17 protein-coding genes and 3 pseudogenes are annotated in these 23,410 nt (G+C 40.6%); 10 read left to right on the top strand and 10 right to left on the bottom strand.

The genetic code is table 11. The features are described from left to right. Window positions 1-16: 16 nt before the first annotated feature. The 3 genes from QUD05_RS01310 to QUD05_RS01300 form a co-directional block, all read right to left on the bottom strand. Window positions 17-1,072: a J domain-containing protein gene (locus QUD05_RS01310; protein ID WP_289794338.1), complete on the bottom strand. Its 1,056-nt coding sequence runs from the start codon at window positions 1,070-1,072 to the stop codon at window positions 17-19. 119 nt (window positions 1,073-1,191) lie between these two features. Continuing rightward, window positions 1,192-1,794, bottom strand: coding sequence for a hypothetical protein (locus QUD05_RS01305; RefSeq protein WP_289794337.1), 603 nt, complete (start codon window positions 1,792-1,794; stop codon window positions 1,192-1,194). Window positions 1,795-1,963: 169 nt separating this feature from the next. Further along, window positions 1,964-4,180, bottom strand: coding sequence for an AAA family ATPase (locus tag QUD05_RS01300; protein WP_289794336.1), 2,217 nt, complete (start codon window positions 4,178-4,180; stop codon window positions 1,964-1,966). Between the two features lie 673 nt (window positions 4,181-4,853). Here QUD05_RS01300 and QUD05_RS01295 point away from each other — a divergent pair. Beyond that, window positions 4,854-5,369 carry a DUF1579 domain-containing protein gene (locus QUD05_RS01295; RefSeq protein ID WP_289794335.1) on the top strand — a complete coding sequence of 172 codons (516 nt, stop codon included), beginning with the start codon at window positions 4,854-4,856 and terminating at the stop codon, window positions 5,367-5,369. A 117-nt stretch (window positions 5,370-5,486) separates the two neighbouring features. Here the strand turns inward: QUD05_RS01295 and QUD05_RS01290 are convergent. From QUD05_RS01290 to QUD05_RS01270, 5 genes and pseudogenes are all read right to left on the bottom strand, one after another. Then, window positions 5,487-5,930: pseudogene (locus QUD05_RS01290) on the bottom strand (IS1634 family transposase); the annotation flags it as partial. Between the two features lie 122 nt (window positions 5,931-6,052). Then, complete coding sequence (locus QUD05_RS01285; protein WP_289794333.1) at window positions 6,053-6,343, bottom strand: hypothetical protein; 291 nt, start codon at window positions 6,341-6,343, stop codon at window positions 6,053-6,055. Between the two features lie 8 nt (window positions 6,344-6,351). Then, window positions 6,352-7,308: a ParM/StbA family protein gene (locus tag QUD05_RS01280; protein WP_289794332.1), complete on the bottom strand. Its 957-nt coding sequence runs from the start codon at window positions 7,306-7,308 to the stop codon at window positions 6,352-6,354. 538 nt (window positions 7,309-7,846) lie between these two features. Next, window positions 7,847-8,362 (bottom strand): hypothetical protein, encoded by a 516-nt coding sequence (locus tag QUD05_RS01275; protein WP_289794331.1) that lies wholly within the window; start codon window positions 8,360-8,362, stop codon window positions 7,847-7,849. Between the two features lie 19 nt (window positions 8,363-8,381). Beyond that, window positions 8,382-9,194 carry a hypothetical protein gene (locus QUD05_RS01270; RefSeq protein ID WP_289794564.1) on the bottom strand — a complete coding sequence of 271 codons (813 nt, stop codon included), beginning with the start codon at window positions 9,192-9,194 and terminating at the stop codon, window positions 8,382-8,384. Here QUD05_RS01270 and QUD05_RS01265 point away from each other — a divergent pair. From QUD05_RS01265 to QUD05_RS01250, 4 genes are all read left to right on the top strand, one after another. Next, window positions 9,124-9,699, top strand: coding sequence for a ParA family protein (locus QUD05_RS01265; RefSeq protein WP_354666107.1), 576 nt, complete (start codon window positions 9,124-9,126; stop codon window positions 9,697-9,699). The two genes, QUD05_RS01270 and QUD05_RS01265, sit on opposite strands and share 71 nt — an antisense overlap. Beyond that, a complete protein-coding gene (locus QUD05_RS01260; protein WP_289794330.1) occupies window positions 9,642-10,640 on the top strand; it encodes a ParB/RepB/Spo0J family partition protein in 999 nt (332 codons plus the stop codon). Before QUD05_RS01265 ends, QUD05_RS01260 begins: the two co-directional genes overlap by 58 nt. Window positions 10,641-10,858: 218 nt before the next feature. Further along, a complete protein-coding gene (gene recD2 / locus QUD05_RS01255) occupies window positions 10,859-13,105 on the top strand; it encodes an SF1B family DNA helicase RecD2 (RefSeq protein WP_289794329.1) in 2,247 nt (748 codons plus the stop codon). Window positions 13,106-13,247: 142 nt separating this feature from the next. Next, a complete protein-coding gene (locus tag QUD05_RS01250; protein ID WP_289794328.1) occupies window positions 13,248-13,499 on the top strand; it encodes a hypothetical protein in 252 nt (83 codons plus the stop codon). 86 nt (window positions 13,500-13,585) lie between these two features. Here QUD05_RS01250 and QUD05_RS01245 read toward each other — a convergent pair. Further along, window positions 13,586-13,864: pseudogene (locus QUD05_RS01245) on the bottom strand (GFA family protein); the annotation flags it as partial. A 128-nt stretch (window positions 13,865-13,992) separates the two neighbouring features. Between QUD05_RS01245 and QUD05_RS01240 the strand changes: the two are divergent. The 5 genes from QUD05_RS01240 to QUD05_RS01220 all read left to right on the top strand — a co-directional run bounded on the left by QUD05_RS01240 (window position 13,993) and on the right by QUD05_RS01220 (window position 21,864). Beyond that, complete coding sequence (locus QUD05_RS01240; protein ID WP_289794327.1) at window positions 13,993-15,759, top strand: SWIM zinc finger family protein; 1,767 nt, start codon at window positions 13,993-13,995, stop codon at window positions 15,757-15,759. A 128-nt stretch (window positions 15,760-15,887) separates the two neighbouring features. Beyond that, the gene (locus tag QUD05_RS01235; RefSeq protein WP_289794326.1) at window positions 15,888-20,099 is read left to right on the top strand and encodes a DEAD/DEAH box helicase; all 4,212 of its coding nucleotides are present in this window, start codon (window positions 15,888-15,890) and stop codon (window positions 20,097-20,099) included. Between the two features lie 182 nt (window positions 20,100-20,281). Further along, window positions 20,282-20,869 (top strand): PEP-CTERM sorting domain-containing protein, encoded by a 588-nt coding sequence (locus QUD05_RS01230; protein ID WP_289794325.1) that lies wholly within the window; start codon window positions 20,282-20,284, stop codon window positions 20,867-20,869. 112 nt (window positions 20,870-20,981) lie between these two features. Next, a complete protein-coding gene (locus tag QUD05_RS01225; RefSeq protein WP_289794324.1) occupies window positions 20,982-21,191 on the top strand; it encodes a hypothetical protein in 210 nt (69 codons plus the stop codon). A gap of 43 nt (window positions 21,192-21,234) precedes the next feature. After that, entirely contained in the window at window positions 21,235-21,864 is a 630-nt protein-coding gene (locus tag QUD05_RS01220) for a Uma2 family endonuclease (RefSeq protein ID WP_289794323.1), read from the top strand. 629 nt (window positions 21,865-22,493) lie between these two features. Here QUD05_RS01220 and QUD05_RS01215 read toward each other — a convergent pair. Continuing rightward, window positions 22,494-22,997: pseudogene (locus QUD05_RS01215) on the bottom strand (transposase); the annotation flags it as partial. Between the last annotated feature and the right edge of the window lie 413 nt (window positions 22,998-23,410).

The raw sequence follows: 23,410 nt of genomic DNA, 5'->3' as shown, positions 1-23,410 counted from the left end.
AATAATAATTAATTTACTATTTCATTAACTCTGACAACATTTGCTCAAGAATATCTTCCATAATTGACTCGTCTGTGGAGCGCAAAGAAACTGGGCCATCAAGAAAATCTTGAATAGTGATTTTCTTTTCTTTAAAGCCTTGAACAAAATCTCGAATATCAGAAATAACGCTAATTTGACTGTCAATTGTTTCTACCATATCAGTCATAGGGTCAATGCCTTTTTTAGTAGCTTTTCGAGAATCAGCAACCATCGTTCCTTCGGGAGTATTTTTTGTCAAACGCAGTTCCTGCTTTAACTTTTCGTATTGAGCGAGGAGAATTTGATTTTGTTGTTCTAGAGTTCGGCATCGTCGAGTTAAATCATCTTCGCTATTGCGATCAATAATTTCTCCCGCTTGTTGACTTCGCTCAATTTCAAGAAGTCTTGCTAAATCCCCATCTTGGTAAGCTTTATTGATTTCTTTCATGATTTCTGTATGATATTTCTGTGTTTCGCTGTCTCTAGCTTTGTCAGGGTGAAAGATTTCAGCCAACTTCAGAAATGTTTGACGAATTTTTCTTTGCTCATCTGTTCTAGCTACGGAGGGAGATTCTATAAGCTGTTGTGATTGCCAATTTTGGTAGTGTTTTGAAGTAGTTTCCTCTGAAAAATCTCTAGTTGCATTTTCATCTTCATTATCAAACGGGTTGTCTAACTCTGTATCTAAATGTTTACTATTGGGGTTTACACTGATGACTCCTGCCACCTGTAGATTCCAGTAAACTGCTTCTATCTTTTTGAGGGTTTGTTTACCAAGCTTTCTAGTAGTAAAAATTTCATCAAACAGAGTATGGATTTCCCGATCTAACTCAGCCATTCTTTGGAATAGTGGAGTAGCTTTAGTAAGAAATTCCGCACCAAAAGAACGCATCTGTTCGACAAAGTTCTTCAGTTCTGTGCGCTTTTTCTTAATCTGTTTGAGTAGTGATTGATGTTGTTTTTCTAGAAACTCTAAGCGGATATGTAATTGAGACAGAGCTAGCGGAGTTACTTGAATTGATTGCGATGGAACTGTAGTTTTTCGAGGCATGAAACACGTATGTAAGTTTAAAATTTAAAATAGAACTGTCGCATTACTTAGGGAATGCGAAAAAAGACACATCTTGGACTGCTATAATTGCTAGGCGTATTCTGGTTTAATCGCGGATTTTAAAAGTCATTATCCGTAAAGGGAACTATGGATGGTAAAAACTTTTGAAAAGATGGGTAAAATTGTAATCTTGCTTCATAGTCATCTGTTTGTGATACTTTTAATTCAATTGTTTGCTGATTTTTTTCATCAAAGAGCAACTGGATTTGATAATTAGTCCAGAATTGCTCGCCAAGTTCATCTTCTAAATCAAAAAGTTTTTCTTCATCACCCCATATATTTGACCAAAGTCCGATCCTATTAGCCCGAAAATGATTTTGACCATTTGCATCCCCAATTACAAAATATGCTTCGACAGTCAAATTAAATTCCAAATCATCGACCTCTGTTTCTGTAATGTTGCAGTTAACGAGTACTAAGGTATCTGGGTTAACGTTTATTACCTGCTCTTGGCGTTTTAATAATTCTTGTAATACGAAATCAGGTAATAGCTCAGAACTTCCCTCAAGGGCTTGTTTTTGAGTTTCTGGCGAGTAACGGGTTTTTAACTCTTGGGTGATTAAAATTAAAATATCTTCACTAGCTAAATTGACAACTATCTTTTTATCTGTGGGATTAAGGAAACTTCCAACATTCAGATTAATGTGTTTTTTAATTGGCATAGTTCTGTAAAATCCTTTTGAACAGTTCATACTCATCTACAAATAAAGCGAAGTCAAGGAAAAATGTTACCTTAGCTTCAGTGATCCGTTTTTATCAAGACGTACTTCCGAGTAATTGCATCCTTAAACTCATAATTATAAATGACTGTGATTTGATAGCCTATTATGTTCATCCGCTAATATTTAAAAATGCCACAGTGCTTGACCAATTAACGGATTGGTTGAGTAAGTAACGAAAAAATAAATTTTTAATAATATTTATTTCCTCACTTGTCAAATTTGCAGCTAGACGATCTGCATAACTTGGTCGATTAGGATTAGCAGTAAATAAACGCTTGATAAAATTATCAGAGATGTGCATAGGTGTCAAATACTGCTCAAGACCTACTTGTACGCAGTGCCCATTTGAGGCAAAAGCGTGACGCAAATCATCAGCGTCCCAGTTAAGCATGGGGTCAGAGACATCTGTATAAATAGCTTCTTCTGCTAAAACTAATCGCTTATACAATTGGGCATCTAAATTTTGGCTGGGCAGTAAGCGGTAAAACCTTTGGGTATGACGAGGTACTGTCTCAGCTAAAATAAGCTTGACTGAGTGCGGGAGCAATTGAGTTAAAATTTGAGCAGCAAGTCCCTTATCCGATTCTGAGGCTAGTACATTGCGCCCGATAATAGAGTCAAACTGTACATTTGGTGCAAGAGATGCCAGCATCGCAGGTATCTGTGCAACAGATGCAGTAAAAACTATTGGTCGCATTGTTTCAGGAAGTGCCGCAGCAAGTTCTATTAAAGCATTGGCATCAGAGCTATTGCGAACACAGGCATAAACCCCGCCTTCAGGAACTTGCCGGATTGCTTCCCAAGTAAGTAAACCAGTGGCGGCATTTAGATCCAATACTAAGTGATAACGTTGTAATTGGGCGAAAGTGAAAATGCGATCGCGCACAGATGCTAATTGTGTACTGACTTGAGAAAGTGTACGTTGCAACCAGCGCTCATCTGCTCGGTCAACAGTTCCATAAGTCATGACTTCCATTGGTGCAACACCAATACCTTCGACTATTGCGGCAAGTTGAGCTTCTCGACGACGTGCCACTTGTGTTGCGATTTGATGTTCATAACCTTGGGTTGATGGTTGATAAAACAATTGACCTTGCAAGCTCTTGGGTAAATATTGCTGTTCTACCCAATGATCTCGGTAAGCGTGAGGATAGAGATAACCAGCCCCATGCCCAAAACCTTTTTTATCCCGATTGGCATCTTTAAGGTGAGTAGGGACTTCTGCAACATTTTCATTTTCTACTGCGGCGAAAGCATCAAAAAAGCCCATAATGCTATTGGATTTTGGTGCAGTCGCTAAATAAAGTACTGCCTGTGCTAAATGATAACGTCCTTCTGGCATTCCCACGCGGTCAAAAGCTTCGGCACAGGCATTTGTAACGACAATTGCTTGTGGATCAGCCAATCCGACATCTTCACTGGCAAGAATTAACATCCGACGGAAGATGAAGCGCGGGTCTTCACTAGCATAAACCATTTTGGCCAGCCAATAGAGTGCTGCATCTGGGTCAGAACCTCGTAAGCTCTTAATAAAAGCACTGATGGTATCAAAATGGACATCCCCTTCTTTATCGTATAAAACAGCACGTTGTTGAATTGATTCTTCCGCTACTGCTAGGGGAATATGAATAACACCTGTAGCATCAGGGGGTGTAGTCTCTACAGCCAGTTGCAAAGCATTCAATAACGAACGAGCATCACCATTGGCAACATTAACTAGATGAGCTAAGGCATCTGTGTCAATTTGTACTATTAAGTTGCCATAACCGCGTTCCGAATCGAAGAGTGTTTGCTCAACAATTTTGTATAAATCTTCATCAGTTAATTGCTGAAGTTGAAAAATCCGCGAACGGCTGACAAGTGCCTTATTGACTTCAAAAAAAGGATTTTCGGTAGTAGCACCAATGAGAATGATTGTACCATTCTCTACCCAAGGCAATAGAGCATCTTGCTGAGACTTGTTAAAACGATGGACTTCATCGACAAAAAGAATAGTTCGTTGATTATGGAACTTACGCTGTTGTTGGGCTATTTCAATTGCCGCTCGAATTTCTTTGACTCCTGAGAGTACGGCATTGATAGGAATAAAGTGAGCGCGGGTGCTGTTGGCAATAACACGGGCTAAAGTAGTTTTGCCAGTCCCTGGTGGCTCAGAAAAGATTAAGGAAGACAGTTGATCTAAATTAATAGCACGCCGCAGTAGCCTTCCTTGCCCAATAATATGGTCTTGACCAATAAATTCATCAAGTGTTCGTGGACGCATCCGAGCCGCCAGAGGTGCTGATTCATCAGTTATTTTTGCAAGATGCTGATCAAATAAATCCATTATNNNGTACGTCTCNTGGAGGTGGGGTTTTTCAAGCCGTAGAAGATGTGCTTTTTGAAGNNNAAAAACTATAACGACAATTTACATCTAAAAAGAAATTACTTTACGATCNNNCAAAAATTTCTTCTTNATATTGCGTGGAGCATCAGTAGCCAGACAAATTGCAGTGTTGGCTCCTTGTTTTGGTGAATGGGGTGCTGGTAAACCACCNCTATTTGTTTTGACCCACCTTGGACAAAAAATTTTTTGGCAAGGTGTCGATTTGAGTTAGCACCGTTCGACTTACCAAAGAAGGGAAACAAAGGAGGTATACCCTGATCGTACTAAATGATTAAAATTTTTGGCGAGGTGTCGATTTGAGCCAGCACCGTTCGACTTACTAACAAAAGGAAGCAACAACGAGAAATAAAGGAGGCAACCCCATGAAATATTTGCTGCTAATTTACCTGGAAGAAAAAGCCCTTCAAAAGGAGAAATCATGATTACCAAAGTTTTCGTCAATCTACCAGTTAAAAATCTTAATCAGTTGATCCGTGATAGTATTTATGTACTACTAAATCCATGATTTTTCATCACTTCACGCGGTTCCTAGCGCTTTGGGGCAGCTTCGCCTACAGAGTTGGGCTTCGCGCTAATTACATTCCTCAATGATTCATCAAAAGGAGCTAAAGCAATGGAAACAGCCAAAACACAACAGGAGCCAACAATGAATACTGAGCCACAAAAAGAACATCAGTGGCTACAGAAACTCGTCGGTGAGTGGACTTATGAAACAGAGGCAATGATGAGTCCAGATCAGCCGCCTGAAAGAGCAACAGGAACGGAAAGTGTGCGATCAATCGGTGGACTCTGGGTTGTAGGTGAAGGACAGGGCGAAATGCCCTGCGGTGGTGCAGCAACAATGATAATAACACTGGGATATGACCCGCACAAACAACGCTATATAGGCACCTGGGTTGGGTCAATGATGGCTTATCTATGGTTGTACGACGGTGAATTGGACGCGGCCGAAAACATGCTAACGCTTAATTCTGACGGTCCCTCAATGACGGGCGACGAGAAGATGGCAAGTTACAGAGATGTAATCGAGTTCAAGAGTGATAATCATCGAGTGATGACATCCTATGTGCTGGGTGACGACGGGCAGTGGCATCAGTTTATGACCGTAAATTCTCGACGGAAGCAGTAGCAGAAGGGTACCAAGCCCATCCTATAATTCAGTGGGGGCTTGTACCCAGAATTAATTAAAAATTATTCTTCTTATTCACTCCCGGTTCGCCCATTTTTTCGGGAGTTAGAAGAAAGGCTACTCAGGAGTAAAAGATTGACCACCAAGTTGAGTGTAAATAGTAGTTGGGAACCCAAGTAAAACAAGAATACGTTGCTGTAAGCGTGAAAGGGCAGTCAAATGAGCATAAACTTCGTTTTTAACCTCAATTAAGAAGAGGGTAATCTCCTTAAATGCAGCAAGAAGTATCTCAGCAGTAGGACGTGCAGTTTCTCGTTTAGGATTACCAATATAAAGTCCAGTTAGCTTTTCCTTATTTTGCTCCAGATTGCGACGAACCTGAAACTCTAAAAGGGTCAAAACACGCAACCCAATTGAAAGTAGGCGAATTAATCCTGTAATATGATCTTCACGCTGCAAATAAATTGGAGTTAAAGATAAAGGAAAGCCTTTAAGTCGAGCAAATCCTCGTTCAGTTAAATACTCATCTCTATAGGCACGAATAGCTTGTTTCAAACATAAGAGAGATTTACCTAATCTAATCTTTTGGGGAATATGTCCTTCGGTATACTTTTGACTATCTACTTTTCCTAACTCATTAAAAAATGGGCGAACCGGGAGTAATTAACAACTTCCTTTGACGGTTACAAATCAAAATCAAGGCTGAATGTTTCCCCACCATAATCTTCTTCTTTCTCCTCTGGAAATGGAGTTGGAGTCCAAGAGGTGAGTTGGTTATCTTCAATATTAATGGCTGTAGAAGCTAAAAGTTGTGCGGGTAATCCAGCCTTGATGAAAACAAAATAGCAATCAACTATAAAGTAAAGCGTGTCCAGGTAACTTTTATCTAGTTTTTGCGATTCTGCAAATATGCGCTCTCGGTAATTATCTTTGAGGCGAACTTTTTCTGGTGCTAAGTCTTTTTTATCTGCCATAGTTATATTCACTTAATAGATGTTGCAGGATTCTTGCTGTTGATGGCTTTTGCCATCTCTAAAAGCCCAGAGACATTGGCTTCTACCGGATTGTCCAGGATTTTAAACCCGTTTTTCTCCAACAGCTTCTTAAATCCAGGTAAGAGGCAGCCTCCACCAATCGCCCAGATTTCATCCCCCTGGTGCTTGGCATCCAGTGTGAGATTCACCGCTTTCTTCAAGTATTTTTCATACCAATCTTTCAAACAAGCGCTGTATATATCTTTGATATCGATATCACGGCTGTATCGGGTATGCCCCATTTCCAGACAAAATCGGATCTTGGAAGCATCCCCAATTTTTCCTCCATTTAGATGTTTCATTTTTTGGGAGATATCATCGATGAGAACTTCCACACCGATGGGGTAGGCGGTGTGAACTTCTCGTTGACCCCGGTTGTAACGAGAATACAGGGTTGTTCCATTGCCAAAGTCTAAAATGGTTAATTTTTTCGGTAGTGGATGCCCAAACAATGCACCCATCCCTTCTAGTACAACTTTCAGCACTTCGATCTTCACGTCTGATTGTTTGCCAGCAAGTATTGGCTGATATTCTCCGTTTAGTACTTTTTGCAATTCTTCAGCCAGACCAACATCATGTAAGCTGACGACTAATTTTAAGTGCCAAGCCTTACGGTGTGGTAGATGTGCCAATGCACCCAATAAAGTTAATAATGCGTTGTTGACTTTGTTTTCATTATTGTCTGTGTTGCGGTCAAAATAATTCCCTGTCCGGTAAGCTGACTCTCCAACTGTGTAAGCAGTACCGTTGAAAACTACACGCCCTGGCACATCTTCCATCTCGGCATTAGTTATATAGCTGGGGACACGAACTACTTCAAACCCTTCGACTAAAAGTTTGAGGCTTCCATAACCGTTATCGAAACCCGCAGGAAAAATTTTTTGCAAGGTGTGAATGTTTGACATCTGCTCCAAGTAATAAACTTTAAGAAAGTGAAAATTATCTGTTCCAGTGATCTTCAAGAGCAAGAGAAAGAAGAATAAAATAACTTCATCCTTATTTTCCTAACTCAAGAGCTTATCATAACCCCTTGGGGGCTAAATGGGGTACAAAATGCTAATCAGTCAAATATACCCTACTTAGCACCTATATATACCCTATATAGGGGTCAAAATGTACCCAAAGTCCCAAGCTATTGTTGGGGTATATATAGCCCCCATATAGCCCCCAATAGGAATTTTTGAAATCTTTTTNATCATNGCAGCAGAAATTAAATTAGANNNTCGTTGACTCTTTGATTTATTCTTTTTATTACCAATTTACTTTCCCGCAAGATGTAGCTCTACCCTGATCCACTTGGAATTTACTTACAATAAATTGGTCACTTTTCAAGAGATTGTAAGACTTGAGATTGTCGGGAGGACTTGTAAGTTCAACACTGGCAGTTGAAAAGCAATTCAGTCTTTCACTCTAACTTCTTGCTGAATACGTAACTTAGGGTCACTACTTGCTGACAGGTTCAGCTTTCTCAACTGAATTATCATTCACACCCAAAGTCAATTCCAAAGGAGTTTTTTGGGGGTAAGCTTTTACTACTTGTCGATAAACATCATAATTAGTAGGCAGTGTCTGCTGAGAATTACCCACTCCATAAGTCAATTTGTACTTTACATTCTTCACCAATTCAGGTTTGCCTGCCTCGGATTGAGATTTTTTGCGTTGTTCAACTTCATCAACACTTGGTCGTGGCGGTACAGTAGGCCACCATAGCCCTTTGTCATCTGGGCCAATTACTTCTCCCGATGGTTTTACTCCATTTCGATTCAGCACCGAAGTAGTAGCAAAGGTTTCAATGCGGGGTCGTGGTTGACTAGTTAGATCATTAGCATACTTGACTTGCCAGGTGTAACTGGTGAGTGCGGTAGCTTCATACTGTTCAGTTTTAGCGGTGCTACAACTATTAAGCGTGAGCGCCGTTAGTGCAGTTATTATTGAGGGTAAAATTTTCAACTTTTGCATTATCAATCGTAAATATCTTTCACCAATCAATCTTGAAGAGGTTATGTGCCATCATCACTGCCAAGGTGAAGGTATCGCTGTTGCCCTTAAGCACTTCCCTTGCTTGCAGCCTAATCGCTGTTTGCTCACAGCTGGGGCATTGGACTTTCACCTGAATAAGTGAAGGACGGCCAAAATATTCTCCCATTAATAGTTCCCCAGTAAACTCGTTAATTATTCCCTGTTGACATTGCCAACACTCGAATATCACGCGTCCCACTGGCTTGTCGCAGTCCATAAATTGGATATATTGACAGCGTTCTGGTGCTAACTCTTTTTCATCTTCTCGAAGTGTGAATTGGGGCTGTTGCAGTGAATTAGATTTTTTCTTGTCAGGGGAGATACGTTTGGCTTTGCCTTTTTCTAAATGTTGCGGTTTCTCAGAAACATTCCTCTTTGACGTGAAAGGAGGCACCGTTTGGGCTTGCTGCTCTAGTGATGGCGACTCATCACTGGGAGTTGGGTCTGCCTGAAGTGTAACTGAGGGTTGCTCTACTGGTCGGTAAGCAACAAGTTCAGGCTTTTGGCTTGAGTTGTTGGATTTTGGGTGTAGTATTTGTGCTGTTGACCCAAAACGTTTTGGGTCAGCAGCACAAATATCTATAAAATCTCTAATTAAGTAAACAACTCCACTAGAGCAAGGTAGAATCTTTTCATTCACAAGTAACGGAAACAGAATTTTGGCGACCAAATTTGTAACACTGACTGCTTTTAAAGGGGGTGTGGGCAAAACTACCTCAGCAGTGTGTCTGGCTTGCCTGTTCGCACAGAAAGGATATAAAGTTTTGCTCATTGATTACGATCCTAATCGTTCAGCATCCGTTTGGGGATCTCGCGGCTACTTACCCTTTCAAGTGGCTACAGAAAATACAGCTAATCGAGTAATGGCAAAAGAGAAGTTTGATTTTATTGTCATTGACACCCCTGCGCGACCAAGTTCAGCTGAAATTAAAGAGCTAGTTGACGGATGTGATTTACTTTTAGCTATTACAACTCCTTCTGCTCTCTCAATGAGTGCTTTGAACATGATGGTTCAAAGTTTTCCATCAAAAACCAAATATTCTGTTTTATTAACTGTTGTACCTCCATCGTCAGAGCCAGATGGAGAAATCGCTTTTCATACCCTTAGAGAACAAGGTTTACCTGTGTTAGAACAAGGGATTCAACGGTTGAAAGTTTACGAACATGCATCTGCCGAGGGGAAGCCAATTTATGAAATTAAAAGAGGAGGGAAAAAAGCATGGGAAGATTGGAAGGAACTAGCAAAGCTGGAACCAATCAAAGACTTGCTAACCTAAAACAGATTTTAAGCTTTACTCCTGATACGGACGAGAGCGAGATAATTACCAATGAATCGAGCAAGGATTCAGGAGTAGTATGGATACCCCGTAGTAAAATTCATCTAACTTTCAGTTTTGTGCCAGGTGGACAGCCTGTGCGCTACTACTATGACCAAGATGAACTAAAAGCTTGGGCGCTAAATGACCTAAAACCAAATGGGATTCACTCTCCATTATGGGTTCGTCCACTAAGCCTTGAATTGCCTGATGAATATGAACTTGTTGCTGGAAAACGCCGCTATCATGGTTCTGAGTTTGCAGAAATCGATCCATTGCCCGTCAGAATTTTTAACTGGAACAACCTTGAAGCTTTCAAAGCATCACTTGCAGAAAACAAAAATCGCCGAGATTTTAGTGCCTTAGAAGATTTAGATGGCACTTTGAAACTCCTTTCTTTAGCGATTGAAGGGACTGTTGAAGAAGCTATAAGTCTGCTGTACCAAATAGATAATCTCAAACGTCGCTCAGGTCTCAAAAACGTTTTAGAGCATCCTAAGTTTGACACGATTCAAGTAGTGTTTGGATTTTGTGGGGGAATTACATGGGAATCTTTTGTCAAAACTAGACTTCCCTTGTTAAAAAAACCTCAAGAAATTCTGGAAGCTATTCGCCAAGGAAAAATTGAATATACCAAAGGTCTAGAGATTGCTAAAATTAGCAACTCTGGTATTAGGCAAGAACTGTTATGGGAAGCAATCGCCAACAATCTTTCACTTGCTGAAATCAAGAAACGGGTAAAAGTCATCAAACCCAGTTCAGAAAACCCTATCCAAACTAGACTTGATAGTGCTTACAAGCAATTTAAAAAATCTCTGAAAAACATTGAAAAAGATCCACATCATCTCCAAGAAGCGGAAAGTTTACTACTTAAAATAGAAGAATTTTTACAACAAAAGTGACCCAAAATGTTTTGGGTCATGTATTAAAGCAGCTTACTGTTGAGGTTTTAGGAAAAGTGACCAGGCAAGTTATATCTCGGAAGAAAGCTAAAAGATATATTACCTAACAGTAGAGTTCATTTTTCTAAAAGATATCAACTCAATCACTTTAGTATTTATGTACTACAATTAACTAATTTCCAGTATTATAATGATGTGCGGCATCTGAATCATAAGCAATGTCCACTCCTTCTAATCTTTCCCCTCAACAAGTAAGTGCCTTTCCTCAACACGAAACAATCACCGGAGTCGTAGAACGTTTAACTTTTTATTCTGCTGAATCGGGTTACACAGTGGCAAGACTGACCCGCCCCCGTAGCACCGAACTGACAACAATTGTCGGCAGCTTTGCCAATATTCAGCCAGGTCAAACTCTACAACTAACTGGTTTTTGGCGTGACCATCCACAATTTGGCCCCCAGTTCCAGGTAGTTAATTATCGAGAAACCAAACCAGCCACTCTCACCGGAATTGAGAAATATTTGGGCAGTGGTTTAATCAAAGGCGTGGAACCAGTCACAGCCAAGCGTATCGTTGCTCACTTCGGTTTAGAAACGCTCGACATCATCGAAAACCAGATTGAACGACTGATTGAAGTTCAGGGTATTGCCAAAAAACGGATCACACTCATCAAAAACGCTTGGTCAACCCAAAAAGCTATTAAAGAAGTTATGGTGTTTCTCCAAGGGCATGGCGTTTCTACCACTTATGCTGTGAAGATTTACAAGCAATATAAGGATGAGGCGATCGCTACAGTAACCCATAATCCTTACCAGTTGGCAGCCGACATCTACGGTATTGGCTTTCTGACTGCTGACAAGATTGCGAGAAATATAGGAATTGCCCCGGATTCAGAATTTCGTTACCGTGCAGGAATTATCCACTGTTTAAGTGAAGCTGCTGAAGATGGCCACTGTTACTTGCCACAAAGCGAACTGATTGAATCGGTAATCAAACTGCTGACTACTGAATCCCATCAACCAACAGAAGAAGTGATTGCACAAATCATCAAAGACATGGCTCTAGCAGACGACCTGATTAGAGAGCGAGATGAAGAGAAAAACCTACTTTGCTACAAGCCGACTTACTTTCATACTGAACAGAATTTAGCTCAACTGATCCGCCAACGTTTAGAAAAGCCTGTTGGTACTGACATTGAGCGCGTGCGTGATTGGATATACCGCTTCACCGCTAGCCGTAAAATTCAGCTTTCAGAACAGCAACACCAAGCTGTAGAAACAGCAGCCTATTCCAAAATCATGATCCTTACTGGTGGCCCTGGCGTTGGAAAAACTTTCACCACCCACACCATTGTCTCACTTTGGAAAGCAATGGGGAAATCTATTGCTCTAACTGCACCGACTGGACGGGCTGCTCAACGCTTGGGTGAGATGGCTGGACTTGAAGCAAAAACTATACATCGATTGTTAGAATTTGACCCCAGGACAAGGGGATTTAAATGCGACAGTGAAAACCCTTTGCCCTATACAGCAATTATCGCTGACGAAGCTTCGATGCTTGATTTGTTTCTGGCGTACTCCTTGGTTAAAGCAGTAGCAGAAGGCGCTCAATTGTTGTTGGTGGGCGATATTGACCAGTTACCATCTGTGGATCCAGGTCAAATACTCGCTGATTTGATTAATTCTGGTCGTGTGCCAGTAGTGCGGTTAACTCAGGTATTCCGCCAAGCTCAAACAAGTGCAATCATCACTGCTGCTCATCAGATTAATCGAGGAATTTATCCCACGATTGAACCGATTTCTGACAATCCTGTGTCTGACTGTATTTGGCACGGCGGAGGTTATCAGCCGGAACATGGAGTACAAGCAATCTGTGAACTGATCGCTGATTTCATTCCCCGCTTAGGTTTTAATCCGGCTACTGATGTCCAAGTCCTTTGCCCGATGACACGGGGTGTAGTTGGGACTCGTAACCTAAATACTGTATTGCAGCAGCTAATTAATCCACCTAGTCCCGACAAGGTGGAGATTAACAGGGGCGGCAATTTATTGCGTGAGGGCGATCGCATCATCCAGTTGACCAACGACTACAACCGCGAAGTCTTCAACGGCGATTTGGGAATTATCCGAAATATTGATATTGTCGAGCAAGAAGTTACAGTCCAATATGGTGAGCGGACTGTAGTTTACGATTACGCGGACTTGAATGAAATTGCGCTAGCGTGGTGCGTGACTATTCATAAAAGTCAGGGATCAGAATATCCAGTGGTGATTCTGCCAATCTATATGCAGCATTATATGATGTTGACTCGGAATCTATTTTACACTGGTATAACTCGTGCCAAGAAGTTAGCAATCGTAGTTGGAGCAAAAAAAGCGATATCCCTGGCGGTGCGCTCTACAGATGACCAACAGCGCTACACACGGTTACAGCAGAGGTTACTTCATGCAGCCCAGCATTGTTAAAAATAAAAAAGTTTGTTGAATTATTTGATTTATACTTTTAAATCCCCGATTAAGTAGAATTACTTCAGTTAGATGACGCACGGATCTTGCAGAACTAAGATGAAAAACTATATTTTAGAAGTAAGACCACAATAGGTAATCAATGCCCAGCAAAATTATTGAAGTCCGAGAGTACACCGTTAGAGCGCACAAGCGGGAAATTCATACTCGCGTTTTCAACTTCGTATGCAAGCAGTGTGAACAACCCACACAACGAGAAACCTTTGGAGTTAGACCTCTATATTGCGAGAAATGCCGCCCTCCTCAACCTCCGAAGCAATCGAAAGTAGTCCCTATAGGCAAGAGGAAACCAAGGGCGATGAACTACAAGAGTGGAAAAGGTATTGCGGGGTGAGTTGTTGTCTCAAGGGTGAATGAAGCAGTGCGCTCATTCGCCCAAGCTAACTCAAACTGGTAAAAAGGTAACTCTACTGTTACTACTCATTCAGGAGGTGCAAACTGTGCAAAGACCTCAGCCCCTGTTAGGTCATTAGCTTCATGGGCGAAACAGTAATATTTGGGCTTTTCATCAATGAATACCTGATGATCGAAAACAAGACCTTCAGAACTATCGAATAGTCCAACAGGCATGAAATACTGGTTACTTTGTTTCAATTTGTAAAATAGATGGCTACCACACTGCTTACAGAATCCACGTTCTGCCCACTGTGACGATTGATAAACCCCAATATTTTCTTCACCAGAGAAGCTAACATCAGTTTTATCCCTTGTCCAGTTTTCCGACTTGAATCAATTTCATTCATGGATATTGGATTGAAGTGGGATACAGTCCCAAGGAGAAATAAAGGCAGTTTAAGCGTAAGCTAAAAATAAAAGACTTGGGTGCTATGTCGATTCCAGAAATTTCTGAAGCAATAATACGTCATAACTCCAACGCTTCATCCTACAGTCGTGGTGAAGAATATTACCGCAGGGGTGCAATCGCCGATCTCAAAAAACGCGGTAATCTAATTCAAGCAGAGGTAGAAGGCGGCGAAATTACACCATATCAAGTCAGTATTCGTTTTGATGCAGGTGGAATTACCTCAGCAAGTTGTACCTGTCCTTATGATTATGATGGTTGGTGCAAACATATTGTTGCCACCTTATTAAGCTGTTCGCGTCAATCAGATAGGATTGAAGAACGTCCAACGCTAGAACAATTATTAAATCGCCTCGATCTTCTTCAAACTCAGCGATTACTGCAAGAACTGGTGGAAAATAGACCAGAAATAATTGATGATATTGATGAGTTTGTCAGTTTGATAGACTTACCAAAACCAAAAACAAAACAGCCTTCTACCCGCCAAAGCAAAATTGACACATCACCTTTCCGCTCTCATGTCTTGCGGATTTTGCAGGATGGATTGAAAGAATTAGAGTATGGTTCAGAAGAAGATCCATTTACAAATGATTTGCTGGCTGTAATTGAGAAAGCGCGGGAGTTAGCAGAAAATGGAGATGGCAATAATGCGATCGCAATTCTCGAAACTATTACCGAAACTTATGCCCAAGAATGGGACGAATTACTCGATTACGGTGGAGACAGTTATTCTATAGCAGAACCTCTTGACAGCGCGTGGACAGAAGCAATTTTGTGTGTAGAAATGTCTACAGGAGAAATAGTAGATTTGCAGTTGATGTTGGAATCATGGCAAGACGAAATCAGTGCAGACTTTAGTATGAGCTTAGAAGCATTGCGTCAAGGTTGGGATCATGAACCACTGCAACAAATTATGCAAGGAGATGATACCGCAGAACTTTGGGAAAATGAACGACCAAGCTATGCTGATGATTTAGCCTTGATTCGCTTGCAAATTCTTGAACGTCAAAATCGTTATACAGAGTATTTAAATCTAGCTTTAGTAGAAGAAATAACTCTGCAATACCTAACGCAATTAGCAGCTTTAGGAAGAGTAGAAGAAGCCATGTCTGCGGCTAAAATCCTCATGGAAAAAGCAGAAGAGGGTTTTGCCCTGGCAAAAATATTGCGAGAAGATGGTTATTTGGTTGAAGCTTTAGAAATATGCCAAGCTGGTATCAATTTAACAGGTAACTGTTTATATGAATTTGCTACTTGGACAAGTGATTTAGCCCAAGGATTAGAAGATAATGCCACTGCGTTAACTGCCAGCATCATTGCTTTTAAAATCAGACCATCGTTTCGAGACTATGATAAAATTCAAGACTATGCAGGAGAAACTTGGTTGACGCTCAAACAAGATTTACTGCAAACACTACGAGATCAGCCAGATTGGGGAATAAAAGAAGCTCAAGTTGATATTCTCCTCCATGAAGGATTAATTGATGATGCAATTAAAACAGTAGAAAGAGATACTTATTATGATTCCAAACTGGTTCATCGAGTTATGGATGCAGCAGTTTCCCATCGTCCAGATTGGGTTATTGATAACGCTCGCAGACGAGCAGAACCAATAATGGAACAAGGAAAAGCTGACCGTTATGACGCTGCGGTTAATTGGCTAAAAAAAGTCAAAGCTGCCTATCTTCAACTTGGACAAAAAGCTGAATGGTCTGCTTATCGCTCACAACTAGAAGCTGCTCATGGACGTAAACGTAAATTAATGGAATTATTTAAAGAACTGAATAAATAGTAGTCTGTCAAGTTAACTTTGACGGGTGAGACACTTCTTAAACATCTCTTTTTTCTCTGACTCTGTGCCCTCTGCGCCTCTTTGGTTCGTTCTTTTACCCTTCAAACTTCACTTAACAGACCAATAGTATGATTAATTTAGCAACTGATACCACAAAATTACAAACACAACTTGCGGATAAATACTTCAAATTACATCCTTCCATACAAAAAATTATCCAGTTATTTTCGGTAATTTATGCACCGATAGACAAAAATTCATTCGTAAGTTGTCTTAGTAAAACTGGTGCTTTAGATGAAAACAATAAACCTTGGGGTACTAAAACCCTTAGTCCCCAAATTGATAAATTGTTAAAAGCAGGCTTCTTAATACAGGAAAACAGGCAAGGTGCTGAATGTCATCCATTACTCACAGAAATTGCTACTCGCCATGCTGTACAAACCGGACAGTTTGAAATTCTCGTCACAGCAGTAGAGGAGAAGCTACCAATACGTACTCACTGGAACAGAGATTCTCGGATCTTCTACAACTTACGCCAGTGTATCAGAGAAATCCGCATTGGTATTTATCGTCAAGACCTTAGTTTTATTAATCAGCAAATTGAAGCTTACCAAAAGTACGCTGATAGTGAAGAAAAAATAGTAATAGAAAATATCTTTGAGCAAATATACAATAATCCATTTGATGCAGATTGGTTTAAGACCCTACCACAAGGATTATATGAAAGTGGTATATCAAGTATCCTCTTCAATTCAGCCTTAAAATTATCCGCTTCTGAAGATGCGTTGATGATGCTGGAAGAAGAATGCTCTACGTCTGGAAAACATTGCTCAGATTATCTACATCTGATTTTGACAGAACAACTGTTGTTACAGGGTTGTACCCAAGAAGCACAAGAAAGTCTGGGGCGGATATCAAAAGAATATCAAAATAATGCTGCGATCTTTTGGGGTTGGTTAAGTTTTTTGCAGGGTGAGAATGAACAAGCCATCAAATATTATAAAGATGCCCTGAAAGCCATCAAAAAAGCTACAGGCAAACGCCAAATCTATTTCAATACAATTGGGGGCTTATTTTTCATCCTCGCACTTTTAAAAGATGGTTCAGCACAACACCTCAAAGAAGCAGAAGAGTATACCAGTTTGATGTCCCGCCAATCAGATCATTGGCTGAGGTTCACTTATGGCAGACTGAAAATGGTACTGCAAGTACACCTTGGTGATATTACTCAAAAACAATTTGTAGTCAGTGGTCATATTTCTTCCGTGGAAGAAGAAAATAGCTTACAAACATTGTTTTGTTCGCTATGCCTTTACTGGATGGATGCCCAGAGTGCTAAAAAACGCTTACCTAATTTATTAGAACCATTGTATCGGCGATCGCTCACATCCGGTTATCACTGGTTGGCAATGGAAACCGCAGAACTCCTATCCCGACTCAAACCTAGTAGTAACTATAAACAACTTGCAGAGGCACTGCGAGAATATAGCAATATCCAAACCATCGTAGACTTAATTCGACCCCAAGAAGCTTGGGAAATGTGCCTCAATGCCTTAGCAAATCTCCAAAAAGAACCACAAACACCAGGAAAACCAGAATCGGAACTGCGTTTAGCATGGTTCATTACCTTCTATCCTAGCAGATGTGTCTTACAACCAAAAGAACAAAAAGTTAATGCCAAAGGAGAATGGAGTAAAGGTCGCCCCATATCCCTCAAGCGTTTAAGCAGTGCATTATCTGAGTTTGATTACATCACCCCCCAAGATATGCGGGTATGTAGTTGTATTGAGGTATATAGTGAAGGCTATTACGGCAAAGTGGATTATACCTTCGGTGAAAAAGCCATCTCTGCTTTAATTGGACACCCGTTGGTTTTTTGGGAAGATACACCTACTATCCGTGTAGAAATTGTCAAGGGAGAACCGGAACTACTGGTTAAAAAAGAAAAACTTGGCCGTCTCACCTTGGAATTTTCTCCCAAATTACCAGAATCACAGAATATTCTGCATATCAAAGAAACTCCAACCCGCATCAAAGTCATTGAAATTACTGCCGAACACAGACGCATTGCGGAGATTATTGGTATAGATAATAAATTAAATGTACCTGCCTTCGCAGAGAAACAAGTTTTAGCAGCCATAAATGCCGTCTCTGGCATCGTTACCGTACATTCTGACATTGGTGGCGGTTCAGAAGGTGCAGAAGAAGTACCCGCCCAGACTCTCCCCCATATTCATCTTTTACCTGCCAATGCGAGCTTGAAAATCAGCCTTTTATCGCGCCCCTTTGCCCAAGGTGGCCCCTACTACCGTCCTGGTACAGGTGGTGAAACTGTAATTGCCGAGATTGACGGTAAACGTCTCCAAACCAGACGAAATCTGTCTGAAGAAAAGCAACTTGCCGCCTATGCTGTAGCCGCCTGCGCCACCTTGACTCAAACTGAAGAACAAGATGGTGAATGGATTATAGACGATCCAGAAGACTGTTTAGAACTGCTGCTAGAATTGCAAGCACTGGAAAATAACGTAGTCATTGAATGGCCACAAGGAGAAAAACTGCGTGTTAGCCACAATGCCGACTTGAAAGACTTTAATTTATCAATTCAACGTCAGCAAGACTGGTTTGCAGCCACTGGGGAGTTGAAATTAAATAACGACCTAGTGCTGGATATGCAGCAATTACTAGAACTATTGGAGAAAACCCCCAGCCGTTTTATCCCCCTTGGTGATGGTCAATTTTTGGCTTTAACTCAAGCTTTTCGGAAACGCCTCGACGAATTGCGAATGTTTTCGGAAAAACATAGTTCATGTATTCGTTTTCACCCCTTAGCAACATTAGGGTTAGAGGATTTTGTCGATGAGGTAGGTAAGGTAAAAGCAGATAAACACTGGAAAACACATATCCAGCGTCTCCAGGAGGTAAAAAACCTCCAGCCGGAACTGCCATCTACCCTTCAAGCAGAACTACGTGACTACCAAATGGAGGGTTTTTGTTGGCTAGCGCGACTAGCACATTGGGGTGTGGGTGCTTGTTTAGCAGACCAAATGGGACTCGGTAAGACCTTGCAAGCATTGGCGGTCATTCTGAGAAATGCCCATGAGGGGCCAACCCTAATTATTGCCCCCACTTCTGTGTGTATGAATTGGGTGAGTGAAGCACAGAAGTTTGCCCCAACTCTGAATATTATTCAATTTTCTGGTGCTAACCGCCAAAAATTATTGGATGGGTTACAACCTTTAGATATGTTGGTATGCAGTTATGGTTTATTACAGCAAGAAGAAGTAGCGCAAATGCTTTCTCAAGTACAGTGGCAAACAATTGTCCTGGATGAAGCCCAGGCGATTAAAAATATGACCACTAAACGTTCTCAGGCAGCCATGAACCTAAAATCTAATTTTAAGTTGCTGACTACTGGGACTCCGATTGAAAATCACCTGGGTGAGTTATGGAATTTGTTCCGTTTTATTAATCCTGGGTTATTGGGTTCATTTGAAAGCTTCAATCAACGCTTTGCTACTCCTATTGAAAAATATCAGGATAAACTTGCACGTAATAAACTCAAAAAACTGATTCAACCATTTCTGTTGCGGCGGACGAAAAATCAAGTATTAGAAGAGTTGCCATCTCGTACCGAAATTCTTTTGCATGTGGAATTGAGTCGAGAGGAAAAGGCGTTCTATGAAGCCTTGCGCCGCCAGGCGATCTCTAAACTTACTGAAAGTGATGCAGAAGCAGGAAAGAAACATTTGCAGGTTTTGGCTGAGATTATGAAACTGCGTCGCGCTTGCTGTAATCCTAGTTTGGTTATGCCTGATACGGAATTATCCAGTTCCAAGTTGCAACTTTTTGGTGAAGTGCTGGGTGAACTGCTGGAAAATCGTCATAAAGCGTTAGTGTTTAGTCAGTTTGTTGACCATTTGCACATTATTAGAGATTATCTCGAACACCAAGGTATTAATTATCAATATCTAGATGGCAGCACTTCAGTGGCAGAGCGCAAAAAACGGGTGGATGCTTTCCAAGCTGGTTCAGGAGATATATTTCTGATTAGTCTCAAGGCAGGGGGTACAGGACTGAATCTGACTGCGGCTGATTACGTGATTCATACAGACCCCTGGTGGAATCCCGCAGTGGAAGACCAAGCCTCAGACCGCGCCCATCGCATTGGGCAACAACGCCCTGTTACCATTTATCGTCTAGTAGCAAAGGATACTATTGAAGAAAAGATTGTGCAATTGCACCACCACAAGCGAGATTTGGCGGATAGCCTTTTGGAAGGTGCTGATATTAGTGGCAAGATATCAACGGAAGCCTTGTTACAGTTGATTAGCGAAGGTTAAGCTGTCAACCCCTTCTCTGCGAGACGCTGCACGAACGGGGAATTCAAAATTATGAATTTTGAATTCATAATTTTGAACCCCATAAATAAATTTAGGGGCTTGAGAAAAGGACACCTTTTCCTCTCTACGAGACAAGGATGTGATAGCATACCTTCAACAAATTTAAGTAGCATACCCAATCCATGAATCAAGTTCGACTCCCCAAAGTTAGCGTCGCCATGATTGGTTTGGTAGTTGCAAGCGTATTTCATGCTACTCCCGTCCTGGGAGCGATTCTAACTAGACAAGAATTTTCAGGTAATTTTACCTTAGTCGATGCTACTAGCCCATTCCTTACGAACTCTTTGCCATTCAAGAGCGAATATTCGGGATTCGTGATTTACTCAGAGTCCGGGACTTTGAGCGATTGGGAGCTATCCGTCAACAATCTAGACCTGAATTTGAATTCAGAATCTACTAATGGCGGTAACTTAACCCCAGATGTTGATTTTGAGCTTGATTCTAGGTCGAATTGGAATTTAGTGGTTGATTTTGGCATTGCTTTTGATGCTCCTAGATATACCTTAGAAAAAACTTCAAGCTCTGAAATTAGCTTGACGGGTGAAGTGGGACGGGCAGGAACATACATTTATCAAGATTCTGCTGCCAATATTACCCTGAGTTCTTCATCTACATCAGTACCTGAACCCACTTCCCTACTAGGTCTATTGTTTGGAGTTGGTGCAATTGCTGCCTCTAAAAAAGCTAGTGAGACGAAATCTGAAGCATAAATTACTGAACTCTTTACCAAAGCTTTATCGATCTACACCGCAACCAACCAATTGCACACCACAGACGCACACCCTCTAAGAAAGTTAACCCAAACCTGCCATTCCCCCAGGTATGCGTTCCATATTGCCTCACCATCAGCAATGCCAACAGCCGAGCCGATTGTGGAGACTAGCTGTTGGTCATCTCTCAAAATTAAATAAACTTGTTTCAATTGACGTAGAAACGGCGATCGCTGGGGCTGAGATCGGGGTACGCTGTGGGTTACAGGGTTTACACGAGGACTCAGCCTTCAAAGGGAGCATCATCGCTTCGTTAGCATAATAAAAAGGATAAATGAACCGTAAAAATAAATCCAGTAACTTTTATGAGTCAAACACAATCGGAACTAAAGCTACTGACCTTCGATGAATTTATCGAATGGTATCCAGAAAACTCAGAAGTACGTTATGAATTACATGATGGGGTGATTGTGGAGATGCCAAAGCCTAAAGGGGAGCATTCTGATTTAGCTGGTTTTTTGATTGAAGAATTACTGATCACAATTAGAGAGATGGGTAAACGCGGTATCTGGACTATACCGAAAGAATCCATTATTAAACCATTCCGAGAGAAATCAGGGTACGAACCGGATATTATTGTTTTAAATCAAGAAACTATTGATACCAAAACACGCTGGAAGAAGGAATCAGTTATCCATAATGCTAGTTCGGTCAAACTAATAGTTGAAGTAGTGTCAACCAACTGGCAGGATGATTATTACGATAAGCTTCGTGACTATGAAGCTATGGGTATACCTGAATATTGGATTGTGGATTATGCAGCTTTGGGTGGACGTGTATTTATTGGTAGTCCCAAAGTTCCGACTATTTTTGTCTGTGAACTTATTGATGGTGAATATCAAATGACACCCTTTAGAGGAACAAACCTTATAGTGTCTCCTACTTTTTGTCAGTTCAATCTAACCGCACAACAAATTTTTGACTCGGTGATGTGAACTTTTTGAACTCCAAAAGATTGTCAATGCCAGATTTTTAACAGTTTGGTATTAGTGAAAAACAGTTCAAATCTGATAACGAAGCATCAAGATGGTTAGACAAATTAACAAGAATCGAAAAACCTGATTTTTCCTTAGGTAAAAATTTGGTTTATGATTTCATTGACTTGCCCAGAAACATAGTCCAGTTTCAAGTCAATCTTAGCCTGTAACTTCTGTGCGATGGCTTCTATTCGAGAGACTTTGCCAACGGCAACCCTTGATCCGAAAGTCAATTGGTGTGAGTACTTTGGAGATACTGATCTTCAGGTAAAGGACTAAAATAAAAAGTAGTAGAAGTGACTGAATCGTTCGCTTGAGAAAAAAGACTTATAGTGTGGCAATGTCCAAAAATAAATCAGCCAAAAAACAAAAATCAAATCCTTTTATCTTTTTCACTAGAGAAGCTAACATCACTTTCACATTCACACTCAACGACTAACAGTAGTTGCAACAGTTTTATATCATTAAGTTTCACAAAGAATGATATTGAAGTCATTACGGACAAGTGCGTTATCGTGCCATCCTGACTCAAGTTGGGCTACAGAATCCATCTTTAAAAACCTCCGTTAACCAATACCTTTGCCAATTTACGAGGGTTCAACGCCTGTGGAAACGTTATGAATACGTCCTAAAGAAGTAAGCTTGGCAAAAATCTGGGTTAGTAAAATAGGCTCAGGCATTTCCGGAAGCATTTTTAAGATTTCACGAACATATCGAAAACCACGATAATGAGCCTTAAGATCAAGGATGCCGGAGTCGGGATTAAGGAGACGAAAATCCGCGAGAAGATGATGGGATAAGTTGACCATAAAGAATGCTAGATTAACAGCATTGGTTACAGCAGTTTGACTTAAACTCATAAAATCTTCCAATCCCCAAAAGTGCTTGGCATCTCGAAAATTGAATTCGATCTGAAAGCGCAACTTGTAGTAGTCAATTATTTTCTCAGATGACAATTTTAGATCACTAGAAAATAGAATTACGTGACTACGAGCATTAGTATTAAGATTGGTTTTGACCAAAATAAGTATATTCAGTGCTTGGGCAAATTCATTGTGAAGGAGAGTGCATTGATAAACATCAGTTTCGATTTTATCCTCTTTTGACCGAAAGTTTAAAATTTTCGACTAAATTAGTGTGTCTTGCTCGGCATTTTTTACCAAGTCTCAAAATAAAACTTTTGGTCGTATTATGGTTCACATTTAAAACACGCGGAAATAATTTGATTCATAAAATTAAGTTATTAATTGGCTCAAAAGCTTGAAATTACGTTAACTTTTGGTCATGCAGGGGGTAAAATCACACAAAGCTAAAAGCTGGTTCATATAATGCTGATTGCTGCATCAATAAAAAATCTACCTAAATGGTTAATAAAACAGCTAAACTAGCTTGAGAGTTCAGTTCAGGCTTTCACCCAGTAATCCTTAAAAAATTGATAAAACACAAACATGAGAATTAAAAATTCTACAGAATTCCAAGGAAATTTTCCCCAAAAATTCCATGA

Origin of the sequence: Nostoc sp. GT001, from assembly GCF_030382115.1 — a bacterium.
GTDB lineage: Bacteria > Cyanobacteriota > Cyanobacteriia > Cyanobacteriales > Nostocaceae > Nostoc.
This window is presented reverse-complemented; position numbering and strand designations above follow the sequence as displayed.

Coding starts and splice junctions, on each gene's coding strand:
- QUD05_RS01235 (WP_289794326.1), top strand. CDS start 15,888: ATGATTAATTTAGCAACTGATACCACAAAATTACAAACACAACTTGCG.
- QUD05_RS01240 (WP_289794327.1), top strand. CDS start 13,993: ATGTCGATTCCAGAAATTTCTGAAGCAATAATACGTCATAACTCCAAC.
- QUD05_RS01285 (WP_289794333.1), bottom strand. CDS start 6,343: ATGGCAGATAAAAAAGACTTAGCACCAGAAAAAGTTCGCCTCAAAGAT.
- QUD05_RS01225 (WP_289794324.1), top strand. CDS start 20,982: ATGCGTTCCATATTGCCTCACCATCAGCAATGCCAACAGCCGAGCCGA.
- recD2 (WP_289794329.1), top strand. CDS start 10,859: ATGTCCACTCCTTCTAATCTTTCCCCTCAACAAGTAAGTGCCTTTCCT.
- QUD05_RS01280 (WP_289794332.1), bottom strand. CDS start 7,308: ATGTCAAACATTCACACCTTGCAAAAAATTTTTCCTGCGGGTTTCGAT.
- QUD05_RS01260 (WP_289794330.1), top strand. CDS start 9,642: ATGGGAAGATTGGAAGGAACTAGCAAAGCTGGAACCAATCAAAGACTT.
- QUD05_RS01275 (WP_289794331.1), bottom strand. CDS start 8,362: ATGCAAAAGTTGAAAATTTTACCCTCAATAATAACTGCACTAACGGCG.
- QUD05_RS01310 (WP_289794338.1), bottom strand. CDS start 1,072: ATGCCTCGAAAAACTACAGTTCCATCGCAATCAATTCAAGTAACTCCG.
- QUD05_RS01250 (WP_289794328.1), top strand. CDS start 13,248: ATGCCCAGCAAAATTATTGAAGTCCGAGAGTACACCGTTAGAGCGCAC.
- QUD05_RS01305 (WP_289794337.1), bottom strand. CDS start 1,794: ATGCCAATTAAAAAACACATTAATCTGAATGTTGGAAGTTTCCTTAAT.
- QUD05_RS01220 (WP_289794323.1), top strand. CDS start 21,235: ATGAGTCAAACACAATCGGAACTAAAGCTACTGACCTTCGATGAATTT.
- QUD05_RS01295 (WP_289794335.1), top strand. CDS start 4,854: ATGGAAACAGCCAAAACACAACAGGAGCCAACAATGAATACTGAGCCA.
- QUD05_RS01300 (WP_289794336.1), bottom strand. CDS start 4,180: ATGGATTTATTTGATCAGCATCTTGCAAAAATAACTGATGAATCAGCA.
- QUD05_RS01230 (WP_289794325.1), top strand. CDS start 20,282: ATGAATCAAGTTCGACTCCCCAAAGTTAGCGTCGCCATGATTGGTTTG.
- QUD05_RS01270 (WP_289794564.1), bottom strand. CDS start 9,194: ATGAGCAAAACTTTATATCCTTTCTGTGCGAACAGGCAAGCCAGACAC.